Source organism: Bifidobacterium ramosum, assembly GCF_009299505.1.
Classification (GTDB): Bacteria; Actinomycetota; Actinomycetes; order Actinomycetales; family Bifidobacteriaceae; genus Bifidobacterium; species Bifidobacterium ramosum.
Genome location: NZ_WBSM01000008.1, coordinates 81,240 through 95,351 on the forward strand (window position 1 = coordinate 81,240; position 14,112 = coordinate 95,351).

General features: G+C 63.1%; 11 protein-coding genes and 1 tRNA gene. 5 read left to right on the plus strand and 7 right to left on the minus strand.

Features of this window, described 5'->3' with window-relative positions:
* Positions 1-125: 125 nt before the first annotated feature.
* A tRNA-Leu gene (locus DSM100688_RS08055) sits at positions 126-199 on the minus strand.
* Positions 200-469: 270 nt separating this feature from the next.
* Here DSM100688_RS08055 and DSM100688_RS08060 point away from each other — a divergent pair.
* Positions 470-1,075, plus strand: coding sequence for an NUDIX domain-containing protein (locus tag DSM100688_RS08060; protein ID WP_152358587.1), 606 nt, complete (start codon positions 470-472; stop codon positions 1,073-1,075).
* A gap of 238 nt (positions 1,076-1,313) precedes the next feature.
* Here the strand turns inward: DSM100688_RS08060 and pyk are convergent, their stop codons facing one another.
* The 6 genes from pyk to DSM100688_RS08090 form a co-directional block, all read right to left on the minus strand.
* A complete protein-coding gene (pyk, locus tag DSM100688_RS08065) occupies positions 1,314-2,756 on the minus strand; it encodes a pyruvate kinase (protein WP_152358588.1) in 1,443 nt (480 codons plus the stop codon).
* A gap of 212 nt (positions 2,757-2,968) precedes the next feature.
* A complete protein-coding gene (locus tag DSM100688_RS08070; RefSeq protein WP_152358589.1) occupies positions 2,969-3,961 on the minus strand; it encodes a TerC family protein in 993 nt (330 codons plus the stop codon).
* 133 nt (positions 3,962-4,094) lie between these two features.
* Positions 4,095-6,206 (minus strand): excinuclease ABC subunit UvrB, encoded by a 2,112-nt coding sequence (gene uvrB, locus DSM100688_RS08075; RefSeq protein ID WP_152358645.1) that lies wholly within the window; start codon positions 6,204-6,206, stop codon positions 4,095-4,097.
* Between the two features lie 2 nt (positions 6,207-6,208).
* Entirely contained in the window at positions 6,209-6,865 is a 657-nt protein-coding gene (gene coaE / locus DSM100688_RS08080) for a dephospho-CoA kinase (protein ID WP_240811849.1), read from the minus strand.
* Between the two features lie 143 nt (positions 6,866-7,008).
* A complete protein-coding gene (gene rpsA, locus DSM100688_RS08085; protein WP_152358590.1) occupies positions 7,009-8,481 on the minus strand; it encodes a 30S ribosomal protein S1 in 1,473 nt (490 codons plus the stop codon).
* Positions 8,482-8,610: 129 nt separating this feature from the next.
* Positions 8,611-9,489 (minus strand): bifunctional methylenetetrahydrofolate dehydrogenase/methenyltetrahydrofolate cyclohydrolase, encoded by an 879-nt coding sequence (locus DSM100688_RS08090; RefSeq protein WP_152358591.1) that lies wholly within the window; start codon positions 9,487-9,489, stop codon positions 8,611-8,613.
* Between the two features lie 113 nt (positions 9,490-9,602).
* Between DSM100688_RS08090 and DSM100688_RS08095 the strand changes: the two genes are divergently transcribed.
* From DSM100688_RS08095 to DSM100688_RS08110, 4 genes are all read left to right on the plus strand, one after another.
* Positions 9,603-10,808, plus strand: coding sequence for a metal ABC transporter solute-binding protein, Zn/Mn family (locus DSM100688_RS08095; protein WP_152358647.1), 1,206 nt, complete (start codon positions 9,603-9,605; stop codon positions 10,806-10,808).
* Between the two features lie 147 nt (positions 10,809-10,955).
* Positions 10,956-11,882 carry an ABC transporter ATP-binding protein gene (locus DSM100688_RS08100; protein WP_152358592.1) on the plus strand — a complete coding sequence of 309 codons (927 nt, stop codon included), beginning with the start codon at positions 10,956-10,958 and terminating at the stop codon, positions 11,880-11,882.
* Positions 11,879-12,709, plus strand: coding sequence for a metal ABC transporter permease (locus DSM100688_RS08105; RefSeq protein WP_152358593.1), 831 nt, complete (start codon positions 11,879-11,881; stop codon positions 12,707-12,709). Before DSM100688_RS08100 ends, DSM100688_RS08105 begins: the two co-directional genes overlap by 4 nt.
* A gap of 433 nt (positions 12,710-13,142) precedes the next feature.
* Positions 13,143-14,096 carry a hypothetical protein gene (locus tag DSM100688_RS08110; protein WP_152358594.1) on the plus strand — a complete coding sequence of 318 codons (954 nt, stop codon included), beginning with the start codon at positions 13,143-13,145 and terminating at the stop codon, positions 14,094-14,096.
* The last annotated feature ends 16 nt before the right edge of the window (positions 14,097-14,112 follow it).

Consider the following 14,112-nt stretch of genomic DNA (forward strand, 5'->3'; position numbering starts at 1 on the left):
CATCCGTGGTCGGGCCCGTTCATCGCCCTGTGCCCGGCCGAGAAAAACAATTATGCGGCGATCACCGAATATATGCGCCACGTCTTATGGCATCCCAGAAAACGTGCGCTCGTTCCGAAATCGCGTGCCCTCGGTGGGACTCGAACCCACACTGCGCAGATTTTGAGGCTGCTTCCTCTACCAATTGGGATACGAGGGCGTTTAGCGCACCTACGGAAGAATAGCACACGTTTACGACCGAAGCGACCATATCCGATGCTCCGCGTGGCGCGAGGACATGCGCCGCGACCGCTCCCCCGACGCCTTCGCGAGCATGCCGCAAGAAATCCGCGACTCTCCCGCCGACATTGCATCAGCATCCGCTGGCATTCCGCCATCCGCAGACACGTCATAGATAATCCGCGCAAAAACGTCATATTGCCATACAATTAAAGGTAGGAGTATCTCATACGACATATACAAGGAGGTTATGATGAGCAGTTCCGAAACTTATCGTCCATTCGATCCGTGGCGCACCTCGCCGGTCAAGGAGGAGAGCCGCAAACAGATCGTCGCGACCCACTACTTCAACGTCGATCAGGTGTCGTTGTCGACGCCGAAGGCCGGCCAGTTCGACCGGTTCGTGCTGCAGGGGAACAACGGCGACGGGGTCGGCGTACTCGCCCTGACGGACGACGGCCGCATCCCGCTGGTCGAACAGTACCGCATCCCGACCCACCGCTGGACATTGGAGATCCCCGGCGGCCATGCCGAGGATCCGAAGGAGACGGCGCTCGACGTCGCCAAGCGCAAGCTGCACGAGGAGGCGGGCTACACGGCGACCAGTTACGTGCAGTTCTCGCGGTTCCTCAACATGCCGAGCTTCGCGGCGCATCATACGGCGCTGTTCTTCGCCACGCACCTGTCGCCGGCCGACCGCGCCAGCTTCGGCCCGGAGACCCCGCGCCCGGACGTGCGTCTGTACACGCTCGACGAGGCGTATCAGATGGTGGTGAACGGCACGATCGTCGACGCGAAGACGATCATCGCGATCCTGCGTCTGTACACTGCACCGGATCACAACCTCGGACAGTGAGCCGGCATCGGGCCAGCCGCTCCTTCACGGCCAATGCCACGTTCTTCGCCGCCCTTGTGCATTGCCTTCTTAACTAACTGACGTACATGCGGCCGATTTCCTTAGGGAAATCGGCCGCATGTACGTCAAGGCATAGATACCATCGCCTCCATATGAACGAAGGGTCCCGACCGCAATCCGATCGGGACCCTTCGTTCATGTCATTACAGCGACTGCCGCTGCCGCGATACCGCTACGCTCACTCGGCGTTGCCGACGGTGTGCACGTAGATGGTGTCGGTGGAGCCGGCGGAGTGCTCACCCTGGGCGGAGCTCAGCACGACGATCTTGTCGCCATCGGAGACCTTACCGGCCTTCTTGAGGATGGTGTCGGTGTAGGCCATGAGGTCCTTGCGGGACTTATCGTGGTAGTCCTCCGGGACGTAGAACGCCTCGGTGCCCCAGGACAGCGCGAGCCAGTGGTAGGTGTGCTCGTTGTTGGTGATGCCGTAGATCGGGGCGGCCGGGCGCTCGCGGGAGACGCGGTGCACGGTGTTGCCGGTCTGGGTGTAGGCGACGATGGCCTTGGCGTTGAGCTTGTCGGCCAGGTCGACGGCGGCGGAGGAGACGGCACCGGTGGAGGACATGTCGAGGTTCTTTAGCTCCGGGATGCGGTCGAAGCCGTGCTCGGTGGCGAAGCCGGAGATGCGGGACATGGTGGCGACGGTCTCGGTCGGGTACTCGCCGACGGCGGTCTCGTTGGAGGTCATGGTCGCGTCGGCGCCGTCGAGGACGGCGTTGGCGCAGTCGGAGGCCTCAGCGCGAGACGGCACCGGGGAGTGGACCATGGAGCCGAGGACTTCGGTGGCCACGATGACCGGCTTGGCATACTGGCGGGCCAGCTCGATGATGCGCTTGGTGGCCAGCGGGACCTCTTCGAGCGGGCACTCGACGGCCATGTCGCCACGGGCGGCCATGACGCCGTCGAAGGTCTTGACGATCTCCTCGAGGTTCTCGAGGGCCTGCGGCTTCTCGATCTTGGCGACGATCGGGATGCGGCGGCCTTCCTCGTCCATGATCTCGTGGGCACGGTCGATGTCGGTCGCGAAGCGCACGAAGGACATGGCGATGATGTCGGCGCCGGTGCGGATGGCCCAACGCAGATCGGCCTCGTCCTTCTCGGTCAGGGCCGGCAGGGAAACGGCAACACCCGGCAGGTTGATGCCCTTGTGGGAGGACACCGGACCGGCCACGACGACCTTGGTGTACACGTTGTTGCCCTCGACCTTGGTGACCTCGAGGCGGACCTTGCCGTCGTCGATCAGGATCGGGTCGCCCGGGTGGCAATCGCCCGGCAGGCCCTTGAAGGTGGTGGAGGTGATGTGCTCGTCGCCTTCGACATCATCGGTGGTGATGATGAACTCCTGGCCAAGCTGGAGCTGGACCTTGTCCTCGCCCTCGGCGTTCTTCTTGAACCAGCCGCAGCGGATCTTCGGGCCCTGAAGGTCGACCAGCGCAGCGACGTTGCGACCGGTGGCCTTGGAGGCTTCGCGCACGTTGTTGTAGACGCGAAGGTGATCCTCCGGGGTGCCGTGGGAGCGGTTCAGACGAGCGACGTCCATACCCGCTTCGACGAGCTTGGTGATGCCCTCGAGAGATTCGGTCGCGGGACCGATGGTGTCAACGATCTTGGCTTTACGCATGAATGCCTGCCTATTCCTATCTTGTTTTGCCGGACCCGGGATGGCCCGGCTGCCGAGGTTCAGTCTACTAGCACACGACGAACACGGCCACTGTTTTTTGCGGTGTGTTGTGAGCGCTCACAATATTGTAACGCAAAGCCACCGGATAATGCAAAACCCGTTGCACGACAAGGGTTCATGCAACGGGTTCCGCACTGTTCAGCAACAGTTCATCACGCGTTCTTGGCGTCCGCGGTTTCCAGCGACTTCATCTTGAGCACGCTGGCCACGGCGGCCCCGCCGATCGCCAGGATGATAACCGCGAGCGACAACCACGTCGGCACCTCCGGCACCCATGCGATGGGCTGTCCGCCGTTGAGGAACGGCAGCGAATTGCCGTGCAGCGCCTCCATGATGAGCTTGATGCCGATGAAGCCGAGCACGATGGACAGACCAAGCGGCAGGTAGACGAGCTTGTCGAGCAGCGCGCCAAGCAGGAAGTAAAGCTGCTGCAGGCCGAGCAGGGCGAACACGTTGGAGGTGAACACGATGAACGGGTCCTTGGTCAGGCCGAAGATCGCGGGGATCGAGTCGAAGGCGAACATGACGTCGGTGGTACCGATGGCGAGGAACACGACGAGCATCGGGGTGAAGTACTTGACGCCGTTCTTTTCGGTGCGCAGCTTCTCGCCGTCGTATTCGTCGGAGATCCTCATGACCTTGCGCAAGGCCTTGATGATGCCGTTCTCATGGTATTCCTCGTCATCGTCGCCGCCGGTGACGAGCTTGATCGCGGTGACGATGAGGAACGCGCCGAAGAGGAAGAAGATCCAGGTGAACCGTTCGATGAGCGCGGCGCCGATGAGGATGAAGATGCCGCGCAGGATCAGAGCGACGGTGATGCCGACCGACAGCACGTACTTCTGCAGGACTTTCGGCACAGCGAAGTTCGACATGATGATGACGAATACGAACAGGTTATCGATGCTCAGCGAGTATTCGGTAAGCCAGCCGGAATAGAACTCGATGGCCGGCTTGGAACCGGCGACGGCCCACATGATGCCGCCGAAGATCAGGGCGGCGACCACGAAGAACGCGATATGCTGCAGGCACTCCTTGGTGGACGGCACGTGCGGTTTGCGCCCGATGACGAACAGATCCACGACGAAGAACGCCGCGAGCACCACGAACGTGGCGACCATAAACACTACAGGGGTTTCAGACATGACTCCCAGCATATGAACAGGCGCTGACGCTACTTCAGCGAGCATAGCGAGCCTCGGCTCCCTCGGCTGAGGGAGCTGGCAGCCGCAGGCTGACTGAGGGAGCGTGCACCCGGTCCCGAGCCGGGGCCGAAGTTCACTTATTTGCCTCGGTCATCCCCCTCAGTTCTTTTTTGAGATCGCGGATCTCGTCGCGTAGGCGGGCGGCCAGCTCGAACTGGAGCTGTTCGGCGGCGGTGTGCATCTGTTCGCTCAGCTGACGGATCAGGTCGGCGAGATCCTGCGCCGGCAGCCCGGCCTTGAGGATCTCCTCATGCCGCTTGTCGGCCTCGTCCTTGTCGAGCGTCGGCACGCCGAGATGCGTGTTGCCGGCCTTGCCGGCGTTGCGGTATCCGCCGGCCAGCAACGTCTGCGTATCCACGTCCTCCTTGGCAAGCATGTCGTTGACGTCGCTGATCTTCTTGATCAGCGGCTTCGGGTCGATGTGATGTTCCTTGTTGTACGCGATCTGCTTGGCGCGGCGGCGTTCGGTCTCATCGATGGCCTTGTGCATCGCGTCGGTCGTCTCGTCGGCGTACATGATGACCGTGCCGGACACGTTTCGCGCGGCGCGGCCGATCGTCTGGATGAGCGAACGGTACGAGCGCAGGAAGCCTTCCTTGTCGGCGTCGAGGATCGCGACCAGCGACACCTCCGGCAGATCGAGGCCCTCGCGCAGCAGGTTGATGCCGACAATCACGTCGATCTTGCCTTCGCGCAGTTCGCGCAGCAGTTCGACGCGGCGCAGCGTGTCCACGTCGGAATGCAGGTATTCGACCTTGATGCCCCGTTCGAGCAGGTAGTCGGTCAGGTCCTCGGCCATCTTCTTGGTCAGGGTCGTCACGAGCGCTCGCTCGTGTTTGGCCACACGGTCTTTGATCTCGGCGAGCAGGTCGTCGATCTGCCCCTTGGTGGGGCGAACCTCTACCTTCGGGTCCAGCAGGCCGGTCGGTCGGATGATCTGCTCGACCACGCCGTCGGACAATCCCAGCTCATAGTCGCCCGGCGTGGCGGACAGGTAGACGGTCTGGCCGACGCGTTCGAGGAACTCCGGCCATTTGAGCGGCCGGTTGTCCATCGCCGACGGCAGACGGAACCCGAAGTCCACGAGCGTGCGCTTGCGCGAGGCGTCGCCTTCGTACATCGCGCCGATCTGCGGCACGGTCACGTGGGATTCGTCGATGACGAGCAGGAAGTCGTCGGGGAAGAAGTCGAGCAGCGTGTGCGGCGGCGTGCCGGGAGCGCGGCCGTCGAAATGCCGTGAATAGTTCTCCACGCCGGAGCATACACCCACCTGTGCGAGCATCTCGAGGTCATAGGTGGTGCGCATGGTGAGCCGTTGCGCCTCGAGCTCCTTGCCCTGTTTGCGCAGCTGAGCGGTGCGCTCGTCCAGCTCCTGCTGGATGGTCTTGAGTGCCCGTTCCATGCGCTCGGGGCCGGCCACGTAATGCGAGGCCGGGAAGATGTGCACTTCGCTCTCGTGATCGATCACGTCGCCGGTCAGCGGGTGCAGGGTGGAGATGCGGTCGATCTCGTCGCCGAAGAACTCGATGCGGATGGCCAGCTCCTCGTAGACGGGAATGATCTCGACGGTGTCGCCGCGCACGCGGAACGTGCCGCGCGTGAACGCGATGTCGTTGCGTTTATACTGCATGGCGACGAACTGGCGCAGCAGATCGTCGCGGTTGATCTCCTGCCCCTCCTTGAGGAACAGCATGCGCCCGGCGTATTCCTCCGGCGTGCCGAGGCCATAGATGCAAGACACGGTGGCGACGACCACGCAGTCGCGCCGGGTCAGCAGGTTCGCGGTGGCGGCGTGGCGCAGGCGTTCCACATCGTCGTTGATGTTGGAGTCCTTCTCGATGTACGTGTCGGTCTGCGGAATGTATGCCTCGGGCTGATAGTAGTCGTAGTAGCTCACGAAGTAGCTCACCGCGTTGTCCGGCATGAGTTCGCGGAACTCGGCGCACAGCTGCGCGGCCAGCGTCTTGTTCGGTTCGATGATGAGCGTCGGCCGCTGCAACCGTTCGATCAGCCATGCGGTCGTCGCGGTCTTGCCGGTGCCGGTCGCGCCCATGAGCACCACGTCGTTCTCGCCGTTCTCGATGCGTGTGGCCAGTTCCTCGATGGCCTGCGGCTGGTCGCCGGATGGCTTGTACGGCGACTTGACGACGAACAGCTTGTTCGATCGTTCGATATTGAAGCCCATCATTACTCCTTCCGGCTGGTCCAATTGACATACAGCCTATCAACAATATCGAACATTTGTTCTATAGATTGTGTGGAATCCACTACGATATCGGCGATTCCTCGGCGCGTCGCCTCATCGCTCTGATGCCGAATGCGTCCTTCGGCCTGTTCGCGGCTCATGCCGCGCTCCCCCATCATGCGCGCGATGCGTACGTCGACCGGCGCCTCGACCGTCACGATATGGTCGAACCGGAACGGAATCGTCCCGATCACCTCGGCCAGCAGCGGCACATCATGCACGACGACCAGCGTCCCGTCACCGTTGTCGGCACCGGCACCGGCACGATCGAACGCGGCAATCGCCTCGCGTTCCGCCCTCGCCGCTTCGTCATAGATCAACGGATGTTCGATCGCATCGAGACGCTCCCGCGCACCTGCCGGCGCATGTGTCCCAAACACATGTGCCGCCATCCATGCACGGTTCAGTTCGCCATCATCGGTCAACGCGTCCGGGCCGAACTCGTCGACGATCCTGCGCAGACCATCCCCGCCGGGGGCGACGACCAGTCGAGCCAACGCATCATAGTCGATCACCGCCGCGCCAAGCTCGCGCAACCGTCGTGCCACCGTGCTTTTGCCGGCCGCAATCCCACCGGTCAGTCCGATCCTCACTATCACGTCTCACATGGTAGCGCGAGACGAACCACCGTGACGGCCACGCGCCTCGGCATATACGCAAGAAGCCCGACCCCATAGGGATCGGGCTTCTCATTCAGACCGATGGATCAGTACTGAATCACTTCTTCTCGTTCAGGCGATGCTCACTTGCCGAGCAGCTGGTCGCGCAGGGCGGCGAGCTGATCGGAGTCGGCGAGGGTGCCGGTGGAGGTGGACTCGGAAGAGTAGTTGGAGGTCTCCTCGACCTTCTCCTCCTTCGGAGCCTGACCATCCTCGGCGGCCGAAGCGGCGGCGTTCTCCAGCTCCTTGGCGACGAACGCCTTGTGCTGCTCCCACAGGTCGTGGGCGGCTGCGTACTGGGCCTCCCACTCCTCGCGCTGCTTCTCGTAGCCGGCGATCCACTCGTTGGTGTTCGGGTCGAAGCCTTCCGGATACTTGTAGTTGCCTTCCTCGTCGTACTCGGCCGGCATGCCGTACAGCGCCGGATCGAAGTCCTCGGAGTTCGGATCGACGGAGTCGTTGGCCTGCTTGAGGGACAGGGAGATGCGGCGACGATCGAGATCGACGTCGATCACCTTGACGAACACCTCTTCGCCCGGCTTGACGACGGTCTCCGGGTTCTCGACGTGACGGTTCGCGAGCTCGGAGATGTGCACCAGGCCCTCGATGCCGTCCTCAACGGAGATGAACACGCCGAACTGGACGATCTTGGTGACCTTGCCCTTGACGATCTGGCCGGGGACGTGGGTGCGAGCGAAGCGCTGCCACGGATCCTCCTGGGTGGCCTTGAGCGACAGGGAGATGCGCTCGCGGTCCAGATCGACGTCGAGGACCTCGACGGTAACCTTGTCGCCGACCTTGACGACCTCGGACGGGTGGTCGATGTGCTTCCAGGACAGCTCGGAGACGTGAATCAGGCCGTCAACACCACCGAGATCGACAAACGCGCCGAAGTTGACGATGGAGGAGACAACACCCTCGCGGATCTGGCCCTTCTTGAGCTGCGAGAGGAAGGTCTCGCGCACTTCGGACTGGGTCTCCTCGAGGTACTGGCGGCGGGACAGGACCACGTTGTTGCGGTTCTTGTCGAGCTCCAGGATCTTGGCCTTGATCTTCTGGCCGATGTACGGGGAAAGATCACGGACGCGGCGCATTTCGACCAGCGACGCCGGCAGGAAGCCGCGCAGGCCGATGTCCACGATGAGGCCGCCCTTGACGGCTTCGATGACGGTGCCCTCAACAACGCCGTCAGCTTCCTTGATCTTCTCGATGTCGCCCCAGGCACGCTCGTACTGAGCACGCTTCTTGGACAGGATCAGACGGCCTTCCTTGTCTTCCTTGGTGACGACAAGGGCCTCGATCGGATCGCCGACCTCGACGACCTCGTCCGGATCGACATCCTTCTTGATGGAAAGTTCGCGGGAGGGGATCACACCCTCGGTCTTGTAGCCGATGTCGACCAGGACCTCGTCACGATCGACCTTGACGACGGTACCCTCGACCAGATCACCATCATCGAAGTTCTTGATGGTGGAATCGACTGCCTTGATGAAGTCCTCTTCGGTGCCGATGTCGTTGATGGCGACCTTGGCGACTTCGTTATTGTTCTCTGCCATTAATGTGGTTTCTTAATAACTAGTTGGTGGATAAAATCGTTCTTCAGTTATTCCGCGCATGCTGGCGCACGCGCAATTCTCAACAATACCGGTAGCCCTGCCCATATATTTCGGGCGTGTCGCAAGCCGTCAGCCCAGCTGGCGTTCGGCCATTTCGACGACGTTGGCGAGGAGCATGGCACGGGTCATGGGGCCGACACCGCCCGGGTTGGGCGAGTAGGCGTATGCCTTGTCGTAGCACGCCTTGTCCACGTCGCCCTTGACACGCCAGCGGCCGGCCTCCTCGTCGAAGACGCGCGAGACGCCGACGTCGAGCAGGATCGCGCCGTCCTTGATCATGTCCGGCTTGACGAATCCGGCCGAGCCCATCGCGGCGACGATCACGTCGGCGCGGCGCATGTGGTCGGCCACGTCGCGCGTGCCGGTGTGGCACAGCGTGACGGTCGCGTTGACGGCGCGACGCGTGAGCATGAGGCCGATCGTGCGTCCGATGGTGATGCCGCGGCCGAGCACGCACACCTCCTTGCCGTTGAGGTCGATGTCGTACGCGCCGAGCAGCTCGATGACGCCGCGCGGGGTGCACGGCAGCGGGGTCGTGATCTCGCCGCGCACGTGCAGCACGAGTTCGCCGAGGTTGTACGGGTGCATGCCGTCCGCGTCCTTGGCCGGGTCGATCAGGTCGATGATCACATTCTCGTCGATGCCCTTGGGCAGCGGCAGCTGGACAATGTAGCCGGTGCACGTCGGATCGTCGTTCATCTCGCGCACGACGGCCGCGATGTCGTCGAAGCTCGCGTCGGCCGGCAGCTCGTGCTTGATGGACCGCACGCCGATCTCGGCGCAGTCGGCGTGCTTGCCGGCCACGTATTTGACCGAGCCGGCGTCCTGCCCGACGAGCAGGGTGCCGAGACCCGGTTCGATACCGTGTTCCTTGAGCCGTGCGACACGCTCGGCCAGATTCGCCTTGATGGTCGCCGCCGTCTGCTTGCCGTCGAGTCTGATGGTCATATACCGCTCCTCATGTCGTCGGTTCGTTGCCTTAGCGTTAGGCTATCGTGGATTGCAGTCAATGGTGGCGTCCGCTGCGATATTCGGACAGCATGATCGAGAGGCTGGGCAACATGGACATTCATGGATCTCGCGTGGTGAAGGCGATCGCCGGATTCGCCGCCGTCGCCTTGTTGGCCGTGACGGGCGGATGCGGCTCGTCGACGCAGGCCCAGACGCCTGGCGAGGACACGACCGAACAGTCCGGCCCGATCGCCGTGGTCGCCTCCATCAACCAGTGGGGTTCGCTGGCCGAGCAGATCGGCGGCGACGACGTGTCGGTCACGTCGATCCTGAGCTCCACGAACGTGGACGCGCACGACTTCGAACCGCAGACTTCGGACGTGGCCAAACTGGCGAAGGCGCAGGTTGTCGTCGCGAACGGCGCCGGCTACGACTCCTGGGCGACCAAGAACGTCGCGAAGGACGCGCAGACCGTGTCGGCGGCCCAGATCGTGGGCGCGATGGAGGGCGACAACCCGCACCTGTGGTTCTCGAAGGATGCGCGCAACGGCATGGCGCAGGAGCTCGTCAACGCGTTCTCCAAGGTGCTGCCGAGCAAAAAGAAGGCGTTCAACGAACGGTATAAGGCGTGGCAGAAGAAGGAGAAGACCGTCGAACAGGCGATGGACGATTTCTCCGCGGCGCATAAGGACGTGACGTATGCGGCCACGGAGGCCGTGGCCTATTACCTCATGTCCGACATGGGCTTCACCGACAAGACGCCGAAGGGGTATGCGGCGTCCGCCGCGGCCGAGGGCGAGGCCGCCCCCGCCGACCTGCAGGAGTTCCAGAAGCTGCTCGAGGACAAGGGCGTCGACCTGCTGGTCAACAACACGCAGGAAGCGTCGGACGCGACCAACATGATCACCGGAACGGCCGGCCGCGCCGACGTGCCGGTCTTCGACGTGAGCGAGCAGATGCCCAAGGACATGACGTCGCTGACCGAATGGATCGGGTCGCTGGTCGATACGATCACCGGATACTTCGACGTCTGCGGATCCGACGACACATCAAATCAGTCCGGCGACGACAACGGCACCAACTCGTCCGACGGCAAGAAGACGGGCGACGATGCCGCAACGGACGGCACGTCAGACGATGATTCGGACGATACGGACACGACGACGTCCTGCAAGGCGGGGACCTCATCGTCCACCGACGATGACTCCGACGACGATGCCGAGGGCTCCGGCACTACCGATTCGTCGTCGGACTCCAGCTCGTCGTCGGAAAATACGTCATCCGACGACGCCAAGCAGCCGGATCCGGGCAAGTAGTCACACAACGCACGGGGACGACCACGACATCGCGGCATGATCGTCGTACGCCGTCGTACGCACGTTATTGAGAATGATTGTCAACGTCATTTGCCATAATCCGCAATGATGGCGCCATACACGGCGCACGGATCGGAAACGGGCATCATGACAAACGACAGTACGCAACACGACGCATGCATCGTGTTCCATGACGCGGCGGTAAGCCGTGGCGGACGCACGATCTGGCAGCACGGCAGCTTCGCCATCCCCAACGGATCGGTCACCGCGATCGTCGGCACCAACGGCACCGGCAAGACCACGATGATGAAGGCCGAGCTCGGTCTGCTCCCCCTTGCCGCGGGATCGATCACCATTCTGGGCCGGCCGGCCGGATCGGCGAACCGACAGATCGGCTACGTGCCGCAAAGCTACACGTCGGACATCGACTCGAACCTCACCGCCGAACAGTCGGTGCTGCTGGGACTCACCGGCACGCAATTCGGCATCCACGTCGTCACCAAGGCGCAGAAGGCCAAGGTCCGTCAGGCGCTCGCGTTCACCGGCATCGAAGACAAGGCACACCTGCGGCTGTCGGAGTTGTCGGGCGGTCTGCGTCAACGCGTCGCCATCGCGCAGGCGCTCGTATCGGATCCCAAACTGCTCATGCTTGACGAGCCGCTCGCCAATCTCGACCTCGCCAGCCAACGCGCCGTCGTGCACGTGCTCGCCCGCCTCAATAAGGAACTCGGCATGACCATCCAAGTGGTCGCGCATGACCTCAACATGCTGCTGCCGATCCTCACCGGCGCCGTGTACCTGCTCGACGGGCACCCGCACTACGCGGCCATGAACCAAGTGCTCGACTCCAGCCTGCTCACGCACCTGTACGGCACCACCGTGCAGGTGGTGACCACGCCGCAGGGCGATATGTTCGTCACCCCCAGCCCGGACGAGCCCGAGGACGTGGTGCCGGACACGCACGCCACCGCGGAGATCGCGCAGTTCCATCACCACCACGGGGCAGGTGATGCCGGCCATGACGCCGGCGCCCGTACCCCCGCTGTTCGCAACGACGCAGGAGGCGCACGATGACCGTCAGCTTCACGTTCGACCCCGATTGGATGGACACGCTCACCGCGCCGTTCATGACCAACGCGTTCCTCGCCGGCCTGTGCATCGCGCTGGCCGCGGGCGTGATGGGCTACTTCACGATCGCCCGCCAATCGACGTTCGCCGCACACGCGCTGGCGCATATCGGGCTGCCGGGCGCGACCGGCGCGGTGCTGCTGGGACTGCCGGTCTCGCTCGGTCTCGGCGTCTTCGCGCTGGGCGGCGCGTTGGTGATCGGCGCGCTCGGCAAGCGCGCGTCGCAGCGTGAGATCGCGACCGGTACGGTGCTCGCGTTCGCCACCGGCTTGGGCTTGTTCTTCGCGCGACTGTCCAGCTCCGCGTCACAACAGATGCAGTCGATCCTGTTCGGGTCGATCCTGACGATCACGACCGATCAGATCATTGGCTTTGCGATCTTCGACGTGCTGCTGCTGGCGGTGTTGGCGGTGATCTACCGACCACTGCTGTTCAGTTCGGTGGACGAGCAGGTCGCGCAGGCCAAAGGCGTGCCGATCGGCGCGATGAACGTCGCGTTCATGGCGATCATGGCCGGGGTGATCACGATCGCGGTGCCGGCCGTGGGAACGCTGCTGATCTTCGCGCTGGTGATCACGCCGGCGGCGACCGCGAACATTCTCGCCGGTTCCCCGCTGCGGGCCATGGTACTGGCGAGCGTGCTGTGCCTCGTGGCGATCTGGGGTGGACTGGTGCTGGCCGCGATGTTCCCCGCTCCCCCGAGCTTCATCATCGTGACCCTGTCGACGCTGTTCTGGGCGGTCGCCAAGGGCGTGGCGTCGCTGCGGCGGTAGGTAACGCGCGACCGTTGTTCGCTCCTTCCTTCGTTCCGGCCTCTTGCGGCGGATCAGCGCTGGTTCCCGGGGTTCCGGCCACCGCTTGGCTGCTTGTGACTGCGAATCGGATGGCGTTTACGACGGCGGCGTGGTCTTGGCCCCTCCCTTCGATGGGGCGCAGGAAATTCGGGAAATCATCCTCATTGTCCCGAAAAAGGGTCACTGACCGACTTCCAGTGCAAGTTTTTCGGGAAATACAGGCACTCGTCCCGAATTTCTTGCACTGACAGTCACTCAGCGCAAGAAATTCGGGAGACGATCACCATACAATCGCATCGTCCTGTGCATCTCAAGGCGGCGAGTTATCCACAACACGCCCGGGGCGGCACCGTTTATCCACATTGGTCGTTTGGGCTTGCGTCGGCGATCGACATCTGCCTAGCGTCGAACCATGAAAGAGCATAAAGGAGTCACCGCATTGCTGCGGACCGCCGAACAGGAACGACGCTGCGCTCTCGGAGACGGTGGCGCGCTCTCCCACGCCCTGCGGCGACGGGTGCGGGCGTTGGAAGTCGTCTCGCCATATCCGAACCTGTTCGCGGGTGTGGAGTATTGGGACTCGCTTAACGCAGAGGAGCGATCGCTGCACATGATCCGTGCGCTGATGATACTGCACCCGCGATGGACGTTCGCCGGGCTGAGCGCCGCCTGCGTCTACGGGTATCAGCACGCCTATGCGCTGCACGACGGATCGGTAAACATCGCCTCCGCCAAAGGCTCCAACCGCAAGGACGCCAGGCAGCTGCGCCGCATCTACATGCACGACATTCCGCGTTGGCAATGCCGCGGCATCCGGGTCACGTCTCCGGCGCGAACGCTCATCGACTGCGCCGGCATGCCATTCGCCAATGCGTTGGCGGTCTATGATTCGGCACTGCGTTCCGGCCATGTGACCGTCGGCGACGTCGAGACGCTGATGGTCCGAGTCAACTGCGACGAACCCGCGGTGAAACGGCTTCTGCGCCATGCCGATGCGCGGCGGGAAAACGGCGGCGAGTCCTGGGTCTACGCCCATATCATCGGGCTCGGATACGCCGAACCGTTGCTGCAGGTCGAATTCGACAATCCCGGCAATCCGGAGATGCCGTACCGGGTCGATTTCTGCTGGCGGCTTGCCGACGGCCGCATCATCGTGGTCGAGTATGACGGCATGGCCAAATACGCCGATGCCAGCCTCCCGGGTCGGGCCAGCCTTCAGGCGAAACTGGACTACGAGCGGCGCAGGGAGCGGGATCTCAAAGCGCAGGGTGTCACCGCCATCGTGCACCTGTTCTTCGAGGATGTGAAGGATCCCACGCGACTGGATGACAAGCTGTCCGAAGCCGGAGTGCCGAGACTCCGTTGACGTCGTTCTCAGAAAG

Excerpts from the sequence above, each read along its gene's own strand:
- DSM100688_RS08070 (WP_152358589.1), bottom strand. The coding sequence starts at position 3,961 with ATGTCTGAAACCCCTGTAGTGTTTATGGTCGCCACGTTCGTGGTGCTC.
- uvrB (WP_152358645.1), bottom strand. The coding sequence starts at position 6,206 with ATGGGCTTCAATATCGAACGATCGAACAAGCTGTTCGTCGTCAAGTCG.
- DSM100688_RS08100 (WP_152358592.1), top strand. The coding sequence starts at position 10,956 with ATGACAAACGACAGTACGCAACACGACGCATGCATCGTGTTCCATGAC.
- DSM100688_RS08060 (WP_152358587.1), top strand. The coding sequence starts at position 470 with ATGATGAGCAGTTCCGAAACTTATCGTCCATTCGATCCGTGGCGCACC.
- DSM100688_RS08110 (WP_152358594.1), top strand. The coding sequence starts at position 13,143 with ATGAAAGAGCATAAAGGAGTCACCGCATTGCTGCGGACCGCCGAACAG.
- DSM100688_RS08090 (WP_152358591.1), bottom strand. The coding sequence starts at position 9,489 with ATGACCATCAGACTCGACGGCAAGCAGACGGCGGCGACCATCAAGGCG.
- pyk (WP_152358588.1), bottom strand. The coding sequence starts at position 2,756 with ATGCGTAAAGCCAAGATCGTTGACACCATCGGTCCCGCGACCGAATCT.
- DSM100688_RS08095 (WP_152358647.1), top strand. The coding sequence starts at position 9,603 with ATGGACATTCATGGATCTCGCGTGGTGAAGGCGATCGCCGGATTCGCC.
- rpsA (WP_152358590.1), bottom strand. The coding sequence starts at position 8,481 with ATGGCAGAGAACAATAACGAAGTCGCCAAGGTCGCCATCAACGACATC.
- DSM100688_RS08105 (WP_152358593.1), top strand. The coding sequence starts at position 11,879 with ATGACCGTCAGCTTCACGTTCGACCCCGATTGGATGGACACGCTCACC.